Genomic DNA, 15,080 nt, shown 5'->3' with positions numbered 1-15,080 from the left:
GTGGCGCTTTTCAGTTTCATATTCCACGTGGGACGTGTTAATGGTGATGCCCCGTTCCCTCTCTTCGGGAGCGTTGTCGATTTCCTCGAACTTCTTCACCTGTCCCAAACCCTTACGGGCCAACAGCATGGTGATGGCAGCTGTGGTGGTGGTCTTGCCGTGGTCAACGTGGCCGATGGTGCCTACGTTGACGTGGGGTTTGGTTCTCTCAAACTTTTGCTTAGCCATTTTTCTTCTTCCTCCTTGGGAAAGTGGTTTTAGTTTAGATACCGGCAGAGTGGATGATTTCCTCTGCTAAAGCGGGCGGCAGTTGTTCGTAATAGGCGAAGGTCATGGTGTGCTGTGCCCTTCCCTGCGTCATGGAACGCAGTGCGGTGGCGTAGCCAAACATCTCTGCCAGCGGAACATAACCACGCACAATCTGCGTATTCCCCCGCTGTTCCATTCCTTCAATCTTACCGCGTCTGGCGTTAATATCGCCCATGACATCACCCAAGAAATCATCGGGTGTCACAACTTCCAGTTTCATGACGGGTTCCAAAATCACAGGCGCTGCCTGACGGCACGCTTCCTTAAAGCCAATGGAACCGGCGATCTTAAAGGCCAATTCTGAGGAATCCACTTCATGGTAGGACCCATCCACCAGGGCCACCTTCACGTCCACCACGGGGAATCCCGCCACAACGCCAGTGAGCATGGCCTCTTTGATCCCCGCTTCAACCGGAGCAATATACTCCCTGGGCACTACACCGCCCACAATCTTGTTTTCAAACACAAACCCTGCACCGCGTTCGTTGGGCTCAACCTCCAGAACAACGTGGCCGTACTGGCCGCGCCCGCCGGTCTGCCGCACGAACTTCCCTTCGGCCTTGACGGCCTTGGTGATGGTTTCACGGTAAGCAACCTGCGGTTTGCCGATGTTGGCCTCCACCTTAAACTCGCGCAGCAAGCGGTCGACGATGATCTCCAGGTGCAGTTCGCCCATGCCGGCAATGATGGTCTGCCCAGTCTCTTGATCGGTGTAGACCCTGAAAGTGGGATCCTCTTCCGCTAAGCGCTGCAGGGCATAACCAAGTTTATCCTGATCTGCCTTGGACTTCGGTTCCACCGCCAAGTTAATGACCGGCTCCGGGAACTCCAGGGCCTCCAGCAAAATGGGGTGTTTTTCATCTGCCAGGGTATCACCGGTGGAGATGTCTTTGGGGCCCACAATGGCTGCGATATCTCCGGAAAAGACCTGGTCCACATCCTCCCGATGGTTGGCGTGCATGAGCAGGATGCGTCCTACCCGTTCCCGCCTGCCCGTGCTGACGTTCAGCACGTAGCTGCCAGCCCGCAGGGTGCCGGAATAAACCCTGAAGAAGGCCAGCTTACCCACGTAAGGGTCTGCCATGATCTTGAAGGCCAGGCCCGCAAAGGGCTCATCATCCCTCAGCGCCCGGTGTTCCTCGGCACCCGTTGCCGGATTGGACCCTTCCACCGGCGGTAGATCCGCAGGAGAAGGCAGGTATTCCACCACCGCATCCAGCAGCGGCTGCACCCCTTTGTTCTTAAAGGATGAACCGCAGAGCACCGGGATCAGTTCCACTGCGATGCAGGCTCTGCGCAGGGCAGCCTTCAGTTCTTCCGGAGTTATTTCTTCACCCTCAAGGTACTTGATGGTCAGCTCATCATCGGTTTCGGCAACCTTCTCCACAAGCAGCTGGCGGGCGAGTTCCACCTCATCCCGCAGTTCCTCGGGGATTTCCCCCACTTCGAAGTTGCCGATGTCATCGATATAAAAGTGGGCCTTCATTTCAACCAGATCAACGATGCCGCGGAACGTGTCTTCAGCACCGATGGGCCACTGCACGGCCACGGGATTGGCACCCAGGCGCTCCACCATCATGTCCATGACCCTCTGGAAATTGGCTCCTACGCGGTCCATCTTGTTGACGTAGGCGATGCGGGGTACATGGTACCTGTCCGCTTGGCGCCAGACCGTCTCTGATTGAGGCTCCACCCCGCCCACCGAACAGAACACTGCCACCGCGCCATCCAAGACGCGCAGGGAACGCTCCACTTCCACAGTAAAGTCCACGTGGCCGGGCGTGTCAATAATGTTAATTCGATAACCCTTCCAGTGACAGGTCGTCGCAGCCGAGGTGATGGTAATGCCTCTCTCGCGCTCTTGAGCCATCCAGTCCATGGTTGCTCCACCCTCGTGTGTCTCGCCTATCTTGTGAACTTTCCCGGTGTAGAAGAGGATTCTTTCAGTGGTCGTGGTCTTGCCTGCATCAATATGGGCCATGATACCTATATTTCGCGTTTTCTCAACCGCAAACTCTCTTCCCACGATTTTCTCCTCCTAGCCGAGTAGACTCACCCACCCCGTTGAATAGAGCACCCGTGTGCACGGCCCACTGCCTTGGCAGCGAATCACCAACGGTAATGAGCAAAAGCCTTGTTGGCTTCCGCCATACGGTGAGTATCTTCTTTCTTTCTTACGGCGCCGCCCTGATTGTTGGCTGCGTCCATCAGCTCGCCGGCTAGTCTTTCCACCATGGTCTTTTCTCCACGGAGCCTGGCGTTCTGTACTATCCAGCGCAGCGCCAAGGTCTGCCGCCTGTCAGCCCGCACTTCCACAGGCACCTGGTAGGTGGCACCACCTACACGGCGGGGCTTAACTTCCACAACTGGCTTAACATTGTTCACAGCCTGTTCCAGCAGTTCCATGGCGTCGGTGCCGGTTCTCTCCTGGGCCAGCTTCAGCGCACCATACATGATGGACTCGGCTTTGCCCCGCTTGCCATCGCGCATGATGGCGTTGATGAACTTGGTAACCAGCTTGCTGCCATAGATAGGATCAGGGAGCACATCCCGCTTGGGAACGTTTCCTCTTCTCGGCATTGGTTTTCACCCCTTTTGCATAGAGATTCCAGGTTTTCCTACTTAGGTCTCTTGGTACCGTATTTGGAGCGGCCTTGGCGCCGATCGGCTACCCCCGCTGCATCTAGTGTACCTCTAATGATGTGATAGCGTACGCCCGGTAGGTCCTTGACCCTGCCGCCACGAATCAGAACCACGCTGTGTTCCTGCAGATTGTGGCCTTCGCCGGGGATATAGGAAGTCACCTCAATACCATTGGTTAATCTCACACGGGCTACTTTCCGCAGGGCCGAGTTGGGTTTCTTGGGCGTAGCCGTATAAACCCTGGTGCAGACGCCCCTCTTTTGCGGCGACCCCTTGGGGTTGTAGATCACCTCATCACGCAGTGTGTTCTGGGTGAATCCCAGCGCGGGAGCAGAGCTCTTGGATCTCTGAATACGGCGACCCTTCCTAACCAATTGATTGATCGTTGGCATGCTGGATAACCTCCCTTCCTTCTAATTCTCTGTAGATTTCATGACACAAGCGACCGCAGCCCCCACCTCAATGGAGCAGGCTTTGCCCAGCTCTGCCATGGTTTCCACTTCAACCACTTCGATGCCCCGTGCTGCGCATTCCCTGCGTACGGGGCCAGTCACGTGTTCATCAGCATCTCGAGCTAAGTAGACCAGCTCCGCCTGTCCAGCTTGGATCGCCTTCATAGTCTGCTTAGTACCGACCACTCTGCGCGCCGTCGCAAGTCTGTTTGGCATCACGGTCCTCCCCTTTACTCAAGAGATCCCGCAGAGGCGCTAGACCCCTGCGGGCAACACAGCTAATTCTATCATCTCCGGCTGTCCCTGTCAATAAAATCTTGCAGAACAGCCCATCAGGGCGCCATCAGCCGGAAACCAGTTCCACCTCTTCGGCTTCCACCCCATCCTCGGCGGGCGGTTCTTCCTCCTGGCCTTCCACAGCTATACCGATGCGGCGGTAGCGGGCCATGCCTGTGCCGGCCGGGATGAGCTTGCCGATGATCACGTTTTCCTTCAGGCCGATCAGCCGGTCCACCCTGCCCTTAATGGAAGCATCCGTAAGCACCCGGGTGGTCTCCTGGAAGGAGGCGGCAGACAAGAAGCTCTCGGTGGCCAGCGAAGCCTTGGTGATGCCCAGCAGCACTGGCTTGCCCACTGCGGGCTCGCCTCCCTCCGCTTGCACCTTGGCGTTGATCTCTTCGAATTCGAAGATATCAACCAGCGAACCGGGGAGCATGGGCGTATCGCCCGGATCCTCCACCTTGCACTTGCGCAGCATCTGCCGCACGATCACTTCGATGTGCTTGTCGTTGATGTTCACACCCTGGGAGCGGTAGACCTCCTGCACCTCCTGGACCAGGTACTCCTGGACCGCCAGGACGCCCTGGACCGCCAGGATATCGTGGGGGTTCACTGGCCCTTCGGTGAGGCGGTCGCCAGCCTGCACCTGGGATCCATCCTTCACCTTGCGGCGGGCACCGTAGGGTATTACATAGGAAGCTTCTCCCTCGGGACCGCTCACCACTGCCTTGGTGACACCTTTGTTCTCCACGATGCTCACGGTACCGGCGATCTCGCTGATAATGGCCTGGCCTTTGGGCTTGCGGGCTTCGAAGAGCTCCTCTACCCTGGGCAGACCGGCGGTGATGTCGTCTCCGGCAACGCCACCGGTGTGGAACGTCCTCATGGTGAGCTGCGTACCGGGCTCGCCGATGGATTGGGCGGCAATGATGCCCACCGCTTCGCCCACATCTACCAGGGTGCCGTTGGCCAGGTTGCGCCCGTAGCACTGCACGCATACCCCGTGGCGGGTCTTGCAGACCAGGACGGAGCGGATCTTCACCCGCTCAATGCCTGCCTCTTCAATGGCCCGGGCCGCATCATCGCTGATCATCTCCCCTCGGGCCACCAGGACTTCACCTGTCTCAGGATGCACCACATCTTCAGCGGCTATCCGGCCGGCAATGCGCTCCCAGAGGGGCTCAATTACCGCTTCGCTGTCCCCGGTGAACTCCTTGATGGCACCCACGGTGATGTAATCCTCGGTGCCGCAGTCATGCTCCCTGACGATCACATCCTGGGCCACGTCCACCAGCCGCCTGGTCAGATAACCGGAGTCGGCTGTGCGGATGGCGGTGTCCGCCAGGCCCTTGCGGGTACCGTGGCTGGAGATGAAGAACTCCAATACGGTGAGGCCTTCCCGGAAGTTGGCCTTGATGGGAATCTCAAAAGTACGGCCCGTGGGGTCCGCAACCAGACCGCGTATGCCCGCCAGCTGGCTGATCTGGGACTCGTTACCCCGGGCACCAGATCTGGCCATCATGTAAACGGGGTTGAAATCGTCGAAGTTGTCCAGCATATCCCTGGTGACCAGCTCTTTGGTCTTGGTCCAGACCGCGCATACCCGCTGGTAGCGCTCTTCCGCGGTGAGCAGGCCCCGGCGGTACTGCTGCTCGATCTGCTCCACTTCTTCTTCCGCGGCCCGGATCCGCTCGTTCTTGGTGGCGGGAACGGCGATGTCGGCAATGGACACCGTGGTCCCCGAGCGGGTGCTGTAGTGGAAGCCCAGCTGCATGATCTGGTCCAGGATCTGTGCGGTCTCATGGGCACCGTATTGTTTGTAAAGGCGGTCCACCAAATTGACCAGCTTCTTTTTATCCAGCGCTTCGTTAATGAAGCCGAAGTCTTCAGGCATGATACTGTTCACAAGCAAGCGGCCCGGGGTGGTCTCCAGACGCGTTCTCTGCTCGCCATCAAGCCGCAGGATGATCTTGGCATGCAGTTCGATGGAGCCAGCATTGTAAGCGTGGAGCACCTCTTCCATGGAGCCGAAGTAGCGGCCCTCGCCCTTGGCTCCCTCCTTCACCGAAGTAAGGTAGTACAGGCCGATGACCATGTCCTGGTTGGGTGTGACGATGGGCCTGCCGCTGGAGGGAACCAGGATGTTGTTGGTGGAGAGCATCAAAAGCCTTGCTTCTGCCTGGGCCTCCGCGGACAGGGGCACGTGCACCGCCATCTGGTCGCCGTCGAAGTCCGCGTTGTAGGCGGAGCAGACCAGGGGATGCAGCTGAATCGCCCGGCCTTCCACCAAAACTGGCTCGAAGGCCTGGATGCCCAGTCTGTGCAGGGTGGGGGCCCTGTTGAGCAGCACGGGATGCTCTTTAATGACCTCCTCCACAATGTCCCACACTTCCGGGCGCACCCGGTCCACCATCTTCTTGGCGCTTTTGATGTTGTGGGCAATACCCTTTTCCACAAGCTCCTTCATGACAAAGGGCTTAAACAGCTCCAGGGCCATTTCCTTGGGCAGGCCGCACTGGTGGAAGCGCAGTTTCGGACCGACCACAATTACGGAACGGCCGGAATAGTCCACGCGTTTGCCCAAGAGGTTCTGGCGGAAACGCCCCTGCTTACCCTTGAGCATATCGCTGAGGGACTTCAGGGGCCGGTTGCCCGGGCCGGTGACCGGCCTGCCCCGGCGGCCGTTGTCGATCAGGGCATCCACGGCCTCCTGGAGCATGCGCTTTTCGTTGCGGACGATAATGTCCGGAGCGCCCAGCTCCAAAAGTCTCTTGAGGCGGTTGTTGCGGTTGATCACCCGCCTGTAGAGATCGTTGAGGTCGGAGGTGGCAAACCGTCCGCCGTCCAGCTGCACCATGGGCCTGAGCTCCGGCGGGATCACGGGGATAACATCCAAAATCATCCAGGCGGGGTCGTTGCCCGAGGCGCGGAAGGCCTCCACAACTTCCAGCCGCCGTACGGCACGGACCCGGCGCTGGCCGGAAGACTGCGCGATTTCCCGGCGCAATTCCGCACTTAGTTCATCCAAATCCAGCTCCTGAAGGAGCTTCTTGATGGCCTCCGCACCGATGCCCGCCTCAAAGGCACTCCCGTATTTATCCCGGTACTCCCGGTACTCAGCCTCGCTGAGGAGCTGCTGCTTGGTCAGCCCGGTCACCGCCGGATCGCCGGGGTCGATGACGATGTAGGAGGCGAAATAGAGCACCTTCTCCAGCGTCCGTGGGGACATATCTAAAATTAAGCCCATGCGGCTGGGTATGCCTTTAAAAAACCAAATATGGGAAACGGGGGCGGCCAGCTCAATGTGCCCCATACGCTCCCGCCGTACCTTCGCCCTGGTCACTTCCACACCACAGCGATCACAGACAATTCCTTTATACCGCACGCGCTTGTACTTGCCGCAGTGGCATTCCCAGTCCCGTGTCGGTCCAAAGATCTTTTCACAGAACAGGCCTTCCCGCTCAGGCTTCAGGGTCCGGTAGTTGATGGTTTCGGGCTTCTTCACTTCACCACTGGACCAGGCCCGAATCTGTTCTGGTGATGCCAGCCCAATACGAATCCGGTCGAAATAATTGATATCCAACAAGGGCTGTCCCTCCTTCTTGTCTATCCGCTAGTTGCGTGCACGCTCCCTGGCGTTACAGATCCTCTTCCTCATCTTCCAGGCCATCGAGTTCATCTAGTGAAGGTTCATCTTCGGGGAAGTCCAGATCAGTGTCGTCCAAATCTGCCACGAAATCATCATCCTCTAGGCCTTCGTCAGGGGAGGAATCGTCCTCATCATCCTCGCCCAGCTCTTCATCGTCCACCTGTTTAGTTTTGGAACGATTCGCCTGGGCACGGGCCGCGTTGGCACCCGCACCAGCAGTCTGGATATCAATTCCCAGCTCCCTGGCCATTTCGCTGATATCCTCTTCGTCTTCCTTGATCTCAATCTCTCTCTCGTCTTCACCCAAAACCCTGACGTCCAGGGCCAGGCTCTGGAGTTCCTTCACCAGCACTCTGAAGGATTCCGGCACCCCGGGTTCCGGGATGTTTTCGCCCTTGACAATGGCTTCGTAGGTCTTCACCCTGCCCACCACGTCGTCGGACTTCACGGTGAGGATCTCCTGCAGGGTGTAGGCGGCCCCGTAGGCCTCCAAAGCCCACACTTCCATCTCACCAAACCGCTGCCCGCCGAACTGGGCCTTGCCGCCCAGGGGCTGCTGGGTGACCAGGGAGTAGGGGCCGGTGGAGCGGGCATGGATCTTGTCATCCACCAGGTGGGCCAGCTTCACCATGTAGATAATACCCACTGTTACCGGATTATCGAAGGGTTCACCGGTACGTCCGTCATAGAGGATGGTCTTGCCATCCCGGGACATGCCGGCTTTCTCCATCATATCCATAACCTCGATCTCACTGGCACCGTCGAAAACGGGGGTGGCCACCTGCAAGCCTAAGAGCTTGGCGGCCATACCCAGGTGCGTTTCCAGCACCTGCCCGATGTTCATACGGGATGGCACCCCTAAGGGGTTGAGCACGATCTGCACCGGGGTTCCATCGGGCAGGAAGGGCATATCTTCCACAGGCATGATCCGGGAGATGACGCCCTTGTTGCCGTGGCGCCCGGCCATCTTGTCTCCTTCGGAGATCTTGCGCTTCTGGGCCACGTAGACCCTGACCAGGCGGTTTACCCCCGGGGGCAGTTCATCGCCGTCCTCACGGTTGAAGACGCGCACGTCCACCACAATGCCGCCTTCCCCGTGGGGCACCCGCAGGGACGTATCCCGGACTTCCCGGGCCTTCTCACCGAAGATGGCCCGCAGGAGGCGCTCTTCCGCGGTGAGCTCCGTCTCACCCTTGGGGGTGACCTTACCCACCAGGATGTCGCCGGGTTTAACCTCGGCGCCTATACGCACGATGCCCCGGTCATCCAAGTTCTTTAAGCTGTCTTCACCCACGTTGGGAATGTCCCGGGTAATCTCCTCGGGCCCCAGCTTGGTATCGCGGGCCTGGGCCTCGTATTCTTCAATATGAATAGAAGTAAAGACATCGTCTTTGACCAGCTCTTCACTGATCAGGATGGCGTCTTCGTAGTTGTAGCCCTCCCAGGGCACGAAGGCCACCAGCACGTTGCGCCCCAGGGCCAGCTCGCCCTGGTTGGTGGAGGGGCCATCAGCCAGCACATCGCCCTTTTTCACCGCTTGACCGACGCGGCAGATGGGCTTCTGGTTGATGCAGGTTCCCTGGTTGGACCGCTCGAACTTCTTCAGCCTGTAGCGCTCCTGGCCCTGCGCCGTGCGCACCACGATCTCCCGGCCGGTGATCCTTTCCACCACACCATCGTTCTTGCACAGGAGCACCGCGCCCGAATCCACGGCCGCCCGGTATTCCATCCCGGTACCCACAATGGGTGCTTCCGTTTCGATTAAGGGTACCGCCTGGCGCTGCATGTTGGCCCCCATGAGGGCCCGGGCCCCGTCATCGTTTTCCAGAAAGGGGATGAGGGCCGTGGCGATACTGACGATCTGCTTGGGGGAAACGTCCATGTAGTCCACCGTCTCCGCGGGGACTATTTTGATCTCTTCGCCCTCCCGCACCGTCACCTTGCTGCGGGCAAAACGGCCCTCTTCCGTGGTGGGCTCGTTGGCCTGGGCGATGCGGTAGACATCCTCTTCATCCGCGGTCAGGTAGCGGATCTCATCGGTCACTACTCCGTTTTCCACCACCCGGTAGGGCGTTTCAATGAAACCGTATTCGTTGATGCGCGCGTAGGTGCAGAGCGCGCCGATCAGGCCGATGTTGGGACCTTCCGGCGTTTCAATGGGGCACATGCGCCCGTAGTGGGAGTGGTGCACGTCCCGCACCTCGAAACCGGCCCGATCCCGGGAAAGTCCCCCGGGGCCCAAGGCGCTCAAGCGGCGCTTATGGGTGAGCTCCGAAAGGGGGTTGGTCTGGTCCATGAACTGGGAAAGCTGGCTGGACCCGAAGAATTCTTTTATGGCAGCCACCACAGGCCGGATGTTGATCAGGGCCTGGGGCGTGATCACATCAACGTCCTGAATGGTCATGCGCTCCCGCACAACCCGCTCCATCCTGCTCAGGCCGATCCGGAACTGGTTCTGCAGAAGTTCACCCACACTCTTCAGCCGCCGGTTGCCCAGATGATCGATGTCATCCACCGAACCTATGTCCGCGGCCAAGCCCACCATGTAGTTGATGGTGGCCAAAATGTCGCCGGGGGTGATGGTGGTCACCTCTTCCCCGGGCTGTTCATTGGCAAAGAGGCGCACCTGCCTGCCTTCCCGGGTGGTCACCACAACGGCGTTGATCCCCGCCTGGTGGATCAGTTCCGCCTGGCGGCGGGTGATCTTCTGGCCGCGCTCCACCAGCACTTCGCCGGTTTCCGGATGCACCACGTTGTCCGTGCTCACCCTGCCCACCAGGCGCTCGGTGAGGCGCAGCTTCTTGTTGATCTTGTACCGGCCCACGCTGGCCAGATCGTAACGTTTGGGCTCGTAGAAGAGCGTGGAAAACAGCCCCCGCGCGCTTTCCTCCGTGGGCGGTTCCCCGGGGCGCAGGCGCTTGTAGATCTCGATCAGGGCCTCGGCTTCCGATTGGGTGTTATCCTTTTCCAAAGTGGCCAGAATCTGGGGCGCGTCATTGAAGGCCTGCCTGATAGCGGCATCGTTTCCCAGGCCCACGGCGCGGATGAGGACAGTGGCCGGCAGCTTGCGGGTGCGGTCAATGCGTACCCAGATCACATCGTTGGAGTCCGTCTCAAACTCCAGCCAAGCACCGCGGTTGGGGATAATGTTGGCAGAAAACAGCTTCTTACCGCTGGTATCCAGTGTGAAACTGAAGTAAACGCCGGGCGACCGCACTAATTGGCTGACTACAACGCGTTCGGATCCGTTGATGATGAAGGTACCGTTCTCGGTCATAAGGGGGAAGTCACCCATGAAGACCTCTTGCTCTTTCACTTCGCCCGTCTCTTTGTTTACCAACCTCACACGCACACGAAGGGGAGCGGAGTAAGTTACATCCCGGTTCTTGCACTCTTCCACATCATACTTGGGTTCCCCGAAATCGTAATCCAAGAATTCCAGGACCAGATTGCCTGTGAAATCCTGGATGGGGGACACGTCATCGAACATCTGCCTTAAGCCTTCGTGCAAAAACCATTGGTAGGATTTGTGCTGGATTTCCACCAGATTGGGCATTTCCAGGACTTCTTTGATCTTCCCGAAACTGTAGCGCTCCCGTCCTCCCAGGTGCTTTGCTTCTACCAAGGGCCCTCTCCTCCTTATGATATCCTCTAGAAAACATGACGAAAAGCAAGGGTAATTTCCCTCGCTTTATTATGCGTTTGCCAGAAGAGCCTTCCAAAAATTATTGTTCAAAATAGCAGGATTCCGCATTTCTATGTTGAATAATGACAAAGCAGGAGTAGTTTCCCCTTTGCCGTGGACGTGTGGCACTAGTCCATAGTAACACAGGGGTTTTTTGTTGTCAAGCAATGTATATCTGTGTTTGTCTCTAATTATGCCAAGAAAAGGACTTCCCTCCGGGGGGAAGTCCTTTTTTCCACTGCAGCGTAATTCTTCCAGCTACTTAATCTCCACGGTTGCGCCGGCTTCTTCGAGCTTAGCCTTGATCTCTTCAGCCTGCTCCTTGGAGATGCCTTCCTTAACCGGCTTGGGAGCGTTGTCCACCAGATCCTTGGCTTCCTTGAGGCCCAGGGAGGTGATCTCGCGGACGACCTTGATCACGTTGATCTTCTTGTCGCCAACGCTCTGGAGGATTACGTCAAACTCGGTCTTCTCTTCTGCAGCCTCAGCAGCTGCTGCAGGTGCGGCGGCGGCCACAGCCACAGGAGCGGCGGCGGATACGCCAAACTTCTCTTCCAAAGCCTTTACCAGTTCGCTCAGTTCCAATACGGTCATATTCTCAATAGCTTCCAAAATTTGCTCTTTCGTCATGGCAAAAACCTCCTTAATTCATGCAGCTATGCACTTGCTGCCTCTTTTTGTTTTCTCACTGCCTCTAAGGCATAAACCAGATTGCGAATGTTGCCCTGCAGGACGTTGACCAGGCCCGCAATGGGCGCCTGCATACCCCGGAGGACCATGGACAGAAGCTCTTCTCTACCGGGCAGATCCGCCAGGTTAGCCACTGCTTCCGCTCCAATCACTCTACCTTCCACAATGCCACCCTTGATCTCCAGGGCTTTGCTCTTCTTGGCAAACCCGCTCACCACCTTGGCCGGTGCCACCGGGTCGTCATAGCCAAAGGCAAATGCCGTGGGGCCGGTCAGGTAGGGCTCCAGATCGTTCATGTCCAGTTCCCGGGCTGCCAGGATGGTCAGGGTGTTTTTCAGAACCTTGAACTCAACTCCGGCGTTTCTAGCCTCCCGGCGCAGCTGCGTCATCTCCTCGGCGTTCAGGCCCCGGTAATCGGCCAGAACCGCTCCCTGAGCTTTAGATAGACGCTCCTTTATCTCCCGGACCATTGCCTCCTTTTCAGGTCGTGCCATCGTTTCACCTCCCCGTGCAAAAGAAAAAGGACCTACCGCAGCCGAGCGGAGATCCTGAATAGATCACAAATCCAGATCCAAGCTTATCTCCAACCTCGGTGGGCGCAGCTCCGCTGCTTTAAGGCGTTTATTTCGCCACCAACTGTCTACGGTTAGGATTATTCGGTTGTGCAACATGGTTAGTATAGCATGCCGCGGCAGCGGGGTCAACCCGCCGCGCGGGTTCCTGCGAAAATTATCTGGCGGCAACGGCCTCCTGGGCATTCACCCGTATACCAGGCCCCATGGTGCTGGACAGGTGAACCTTGCGGATGAAGGTACCCTTGGCTGCCGGGGGCCGCGATTTCACCACGGCATCCATGAGGGCCACGAAGTTCTCGTACAGCTGCTCGTCGGTGAAGCTCACCTTGCCGATGGGCACGTGCATGCCCGCTTCCTTGTTCACCCGGAACTCCACCTTACCGGCCTTGGACTCCTGAACCGCCTTGCCCACTTCCAAGGTCACGGTACCGGTCCGGGGGTTAGGCATCAGGCCACGGGGGCCCAGGATTCTACCGAGCCTACCAACAACGCTCATCATGTCTGGAGTGGCGATGGCCACATCAAAGTCAGTCCAGCCGCCCTGGATCTTCTCAGCCAAATCTTCGGCGCCCACAAAATCGGCCCCGGCCTGCCTGGCCTCTTCCGCTTTGTCGGCTTTGGCGAAGACCAAAACCCTCACTTCACGACCTGTTCCGTGCGGCAGAATAACGGTGCCGCGCACCTGCTGATCGGCATGGCGGGGGTCAACGCCCAGCTTAAAAGCAACTTCAACTGTCTCGTCAAACTTGGCGGTCGCACACTTCTTCACTAAGGCAATGGCCTCAGCGGGCGAGTAAAACTTCTGGCGATCAACGAGCTTAGCAATCTCTTGATACCTCTTACCTCGTTTGGCCACAATACTTTCCTCCTTTGTGGTGCTAGCGGATTTAATCCTCCCACGTATATTTACAGCGCTTCCGGTTAGTCTTCCACAACAACGCCCATGCTTCTGGCGGTACCTTCCACCATGCGCATGGCACCTTCGATGTCAGCCGCGTTCAGGTCGGGCATCTTCAGTTCGGCAATCTCCCTGATCTGACTGCGCTTAATGGTGCCCACCTTCTCCCGATTCGGCACACCGGAACCGCGCTCAATATTCATAGCCTTTTTGATCAACACCGATGCCGGCGGAGTCTTGGTCACAAACGTGAAGGAGCGATCCTCAAAGACAGTGATCACAACGGGAATGATCATCCCCGCCTGATTGGCTGTCCGTTCGTTGAACGCCTTGCAAAACTCCATAATGTTGACACCATGTTGACCTAAAGCCGATCCTACCGGCGGCGCCGGGTTGGCCTTGCCTGCTGGTACCTGCAGCTTAATTACGGCACTTACCTTCTTTGCCACGGCGCATACACCCCCTTAACATAATGTGGTTATGGCGGACTTGCGTCCTCCCACTCAAAAACCTACAGCTTAGCTACTTGATGGAAATCCAGCTCAACGGGAGTGTCTCTACCAAACATGGAAATGCTTACCCACAATTTCCCCTTGTCTGGATTCACTTCGGTAATGGTACCTGTGAAGTCCCGGAACGGACCTGAGACAACCCTCACAGAATCCCCTTTGTCGAACACGCTCTGTGCCCTGGTCATGCCCATCTGGCGTAAAATCATTTCCACTTCGTGCTTTTCCAGGGGGATGGGTTTGACCCCGCTGCTCACGAAGCCGGTAACACCTGGCGTGTTGCGAACCACATACCACGAATCGTCGCTCATGATCATTTCCACCAGCACATAGCCTGGAAAGACCTTGCGCTTGGAGACCTTTTTCTTACCGTCCTTGTACTCCACCACTTCTTCCATGGGCACGACGATCTGGAAGATCTTGTCTTCCATCTCCATCGATTGGATCCTCTTCTCAAGGTCGGTCTTTACCTTATTCTCATAGCCCGAGTATGTGTGCACAACATACCAGTTTTTTTCTGTATTTGCCTTCTCACTCATGGCGTACCGACCAAAGCACTGGTCTTACCCTCCTAATCGACTCAATAGGTTCAAGGCCGCAGTCACGATCACGTCAACAACACCTGTGAAGACCGCAACGATGACTACTGTGACCAGCACTACGATGGTGTAAGTGATCAGCTCTTTGCGGTTGGGCCAGGACACCTTGCGCATCTCGGAACGAACTTCCCGCAGGAACTTCGTGATCTTATTCCAAAGGGCGGGTTTGCTCTGGACTGTTGCCACCTTCTTCACTTCCTTCTGCACCCTATCGGGTTTCTTTGTGAACGGTATGGGTCCTGCAGAACTTGCAGAACTTCTTCAGCTCAATGCGATCCGGATCGCTTTTCTTGTTCTTGGTGCTGCGATAGTTCCGGTTCTTGCACTGAGTGCATTCCAATGTGATACCGACGCGCACAGCCGCCACCTCCAGACAGTCGAAATACCTCTAGAATTTAACACATTTCAGATCGGGTGTCAATACCTCTCCAGGCTGCGCTTTTGCCCTGTACTACTGCATTTTCAAGAGAAAAGGGGGAAAAATCCCCCTGAAACGGCAAGATGTGGTGCAAAAAGAGGACTGGACGAGTTGGGCACCTACTCGAGAATCTTGGTGACAACACCGGCGCCAACGGTGCGGCCGCCCTCGCGGATAGCAAAGCGCAGGCCTTCTTCCATGGCGATGGGTGTAATCAGTTCGCCGATCAGCCGGGTGTTGTCGCCGGGCATGATCATCTCGGTGCCCTCGGGCAGGCGGATAACACCCGTTACGTCCGTGGTCCTAAAGTAGAACTGGGGACGGTACCCTTCAAAGAAAGGAGTGTGGCGGCCGCCCTCTTCCTTGGACAGGAC

General features: G+C 57.4%; 15 protein-coding genes and 1 other annotated feature. All 15 genes read right to left on the bottom strand.

Features of this window, described 5'->3' with window-relative positions; genetic code table 11:
- Positions 1–228: GTP-binding protein (locus tag ACE4YL_RS01235; RefSeq protein WP_461360141.1), on the bottom strand; the 228-nt coding region annotated here is incomplete at its 3' end.
- 34 nt (positions 229–262) lie between these two features.
- A complete protein-coding gene (gene fusA / locus ACE4YL_RS01230; RefSeq protein ID WP_461360142.1) occupies positions 263–2,335 on the bottom strand; it encodes an elongation factor G in 2,073 nt (690 codons plus the stop codon).
- 83 nt (positions 2,336–2,418) lie between these two features.
- The gene (rpsG, locus tag ACE4YL_RS01225) at positions 2,419–2,889 is read right to left on the bottom strand and encodes a 30S ribosomal protein S7 (protein ID WP_461359552.1); all 471 of its coding nucleotides are present in this window, start codon (positions 2,887–2,889) and stop codon (positions 2,419–2,421) included.
- A gap of 38 nt (positions 2,890–2,927) precedes the next feature.
- A complete protein-coding gene (gene rpsL / locus ACE4YL_RS01220) occupies positions 2,928–3,344 on the bottom strand; it encodes a 30S ribosomal protein S12 (RefSeq protein WP_461359551.1) in 417 nt (138 codons plus the stop codon).
- Between the two features lie 21 nt (positions 3,345–3,365).
- The gene (locus ACE4YL_RS01215) at positions 3,366–3,620 is read right to left on the bottom strand and encodes a L7Ae/L30e/S12e/Gadd45 family ribosomal protein (RefSeq protein ID WP_461359550.1); all 255 of its coding nucleotides are present in this window, start codon (positions 3,618–3,620) and stop codon (positions 3,366–3,368) included.
- Positions 3,621–3,747: 127 nt separating this feature from the next.
- Positions 3,748–7,269 (bottom strand): DNA-directed RNA polymerase subunit beta', encoded by a 3,522-nt coding sequence (gene rpoC, locus ACE4YL_RS01210; protein ID WP_461369063.1) that lies wholly within the window; start codon positions 7,267–7,269, stop codon positions 3,748–3,750.
- 52 nt (positions 7,270–7,321) lie between these two features.
- Positions 7,322–10,957: a DNA-directed RNA polymerase subunit beta gene (gene rpoB / locus ACE4YL_RS01205; protein WP_461360144.1), complete on the bottom strand. Its 3,636-nt coding sequence runs from the start codon at positions 10,955–10,957 to the stop codon at positions 7,322–7,324.
- Positions 10,958–11,275: 318 nt separating this feature from the next.
- Positions 11,276–11,647 (bottom strand): 50S ribosomal protein L7/L12, encoded by a 372-nt coding sequence (rplL, locus tag ACE4YL_RS01200; RefSeq protein ID WP_461359547.1) that lies wholly within the window; start codon positions 11,645–11,647, stop codon positions 11,276–11,278.
- Between the two features lie 26 nt (positions 11,648–11,673).
- Complete coding sequence (rplJ, locus tag ACE4YL_RS01195; RefSeq protein WP_461359546.1) at positions 11,674–12,201, bottom strand: 50S ribosomal protein L10; 528 nt, start codon at positions 12,199–12,201, stop codon at positions 11,674–11,676.
- Between the two features lie 13 nt (positions 12,202–12,214).
- Positions 12,215–12,371, bottom strand: a sequence feature (ribosomal protein L10 leader region).
- A 65-nt stretch (positions 12,372–12,436) separates the two neighbouring features.
- The gene (gene rplA, locus ACE4YL_RS01190) at positions 12,437–13,138 is read right to left on the bottom strand and encodes a 50S ribosomal protein L1 (RefSeq protein WP_461359545.1); all 702 of its coding nucleotides are present in this window, start codon (positions 13,136–13,138) and stop codon (positions 12,437–12,439) included.
- A 65-nt stretch (positions 13,139–13,203) separates the two neighbouring features.
- Positions 13,204–13,629: a 50S ribosomal protein L11 gene (rplK, locus tag ACE4YL_RS01185; RefSeq protein ID WP_461367284.1), complete on the bottom strand. Its 426-nt coding sequence runs from the start codon at positions 13,627–13,629 to the stop codon at positions 13,204–13,206.
- A gap of 62 nt (positions 13,630–13,691) precedes the next feature.
- On the bottom strand, positions 13,692–14,228 hold the full coding sequence (gene nusG / locus ACE4YL_RS01180) for a transcription termination/antitermination protein NusG (protein WP_461359543.1): 537 nt from the start codon (positions 14,226–14,228) through the stop codon (positions 13,692–13,694).
- A 24-nt stretch (positions 14,229–14,252) separates the two neighbouring features.
- Positions 14,253–14,474: a preprotein translocase subunit SecE gene (secE, locus tag ACE4YL_RS01175; RefSeq protein ID WP_461359542.1), complete on the bottom strand. Its 222-nt coding sequence runs from the start codon at positions 14,472–14,474 to the stop codon at positions 14,253–14,255.
- 22 nt (positions 14,475–14,496) lie between these two features.
- Positions 14,497–14,646 carry a 50S ribosomal protein L33 gene (gene rpmG, locus ACE4YL_RS01170; protein ID WP_461359541.1) on the bottom strand — a complete coding sequence of 50 codons (150 nt, stop codon included), beginning with the start codon at positions 14,644–14,646 and terminating at the stop codon, positions 14,497–14,499.
- A gap of 179 nt (positions 14,647–14,825) precedes the next feature.
- The coding region (locus tag ACE4YL_RS01165; RefSeq protein WP_461364996.1) for an EF-Tu C-terminal domain-related protein at positions 14,826–15,080 on the bottom strand (255 nt) is incomplete at its 5' end.

This window comes from Candidatus Darwinibacter acetoxidans (genome assembly GCF_041936445.1).
In the GTDB taxonomy this organism is placed as follows: Bacteria; Bacillota; Limnochordia; order Darwinibacteriales; family Darwinibacteriaceae; genus DTU010.
The sequence above is the reverse complement of the archived record's forward strand: the minus strand, read 5'-3'. Positions and strand labels throughout refer to the sequence as shown.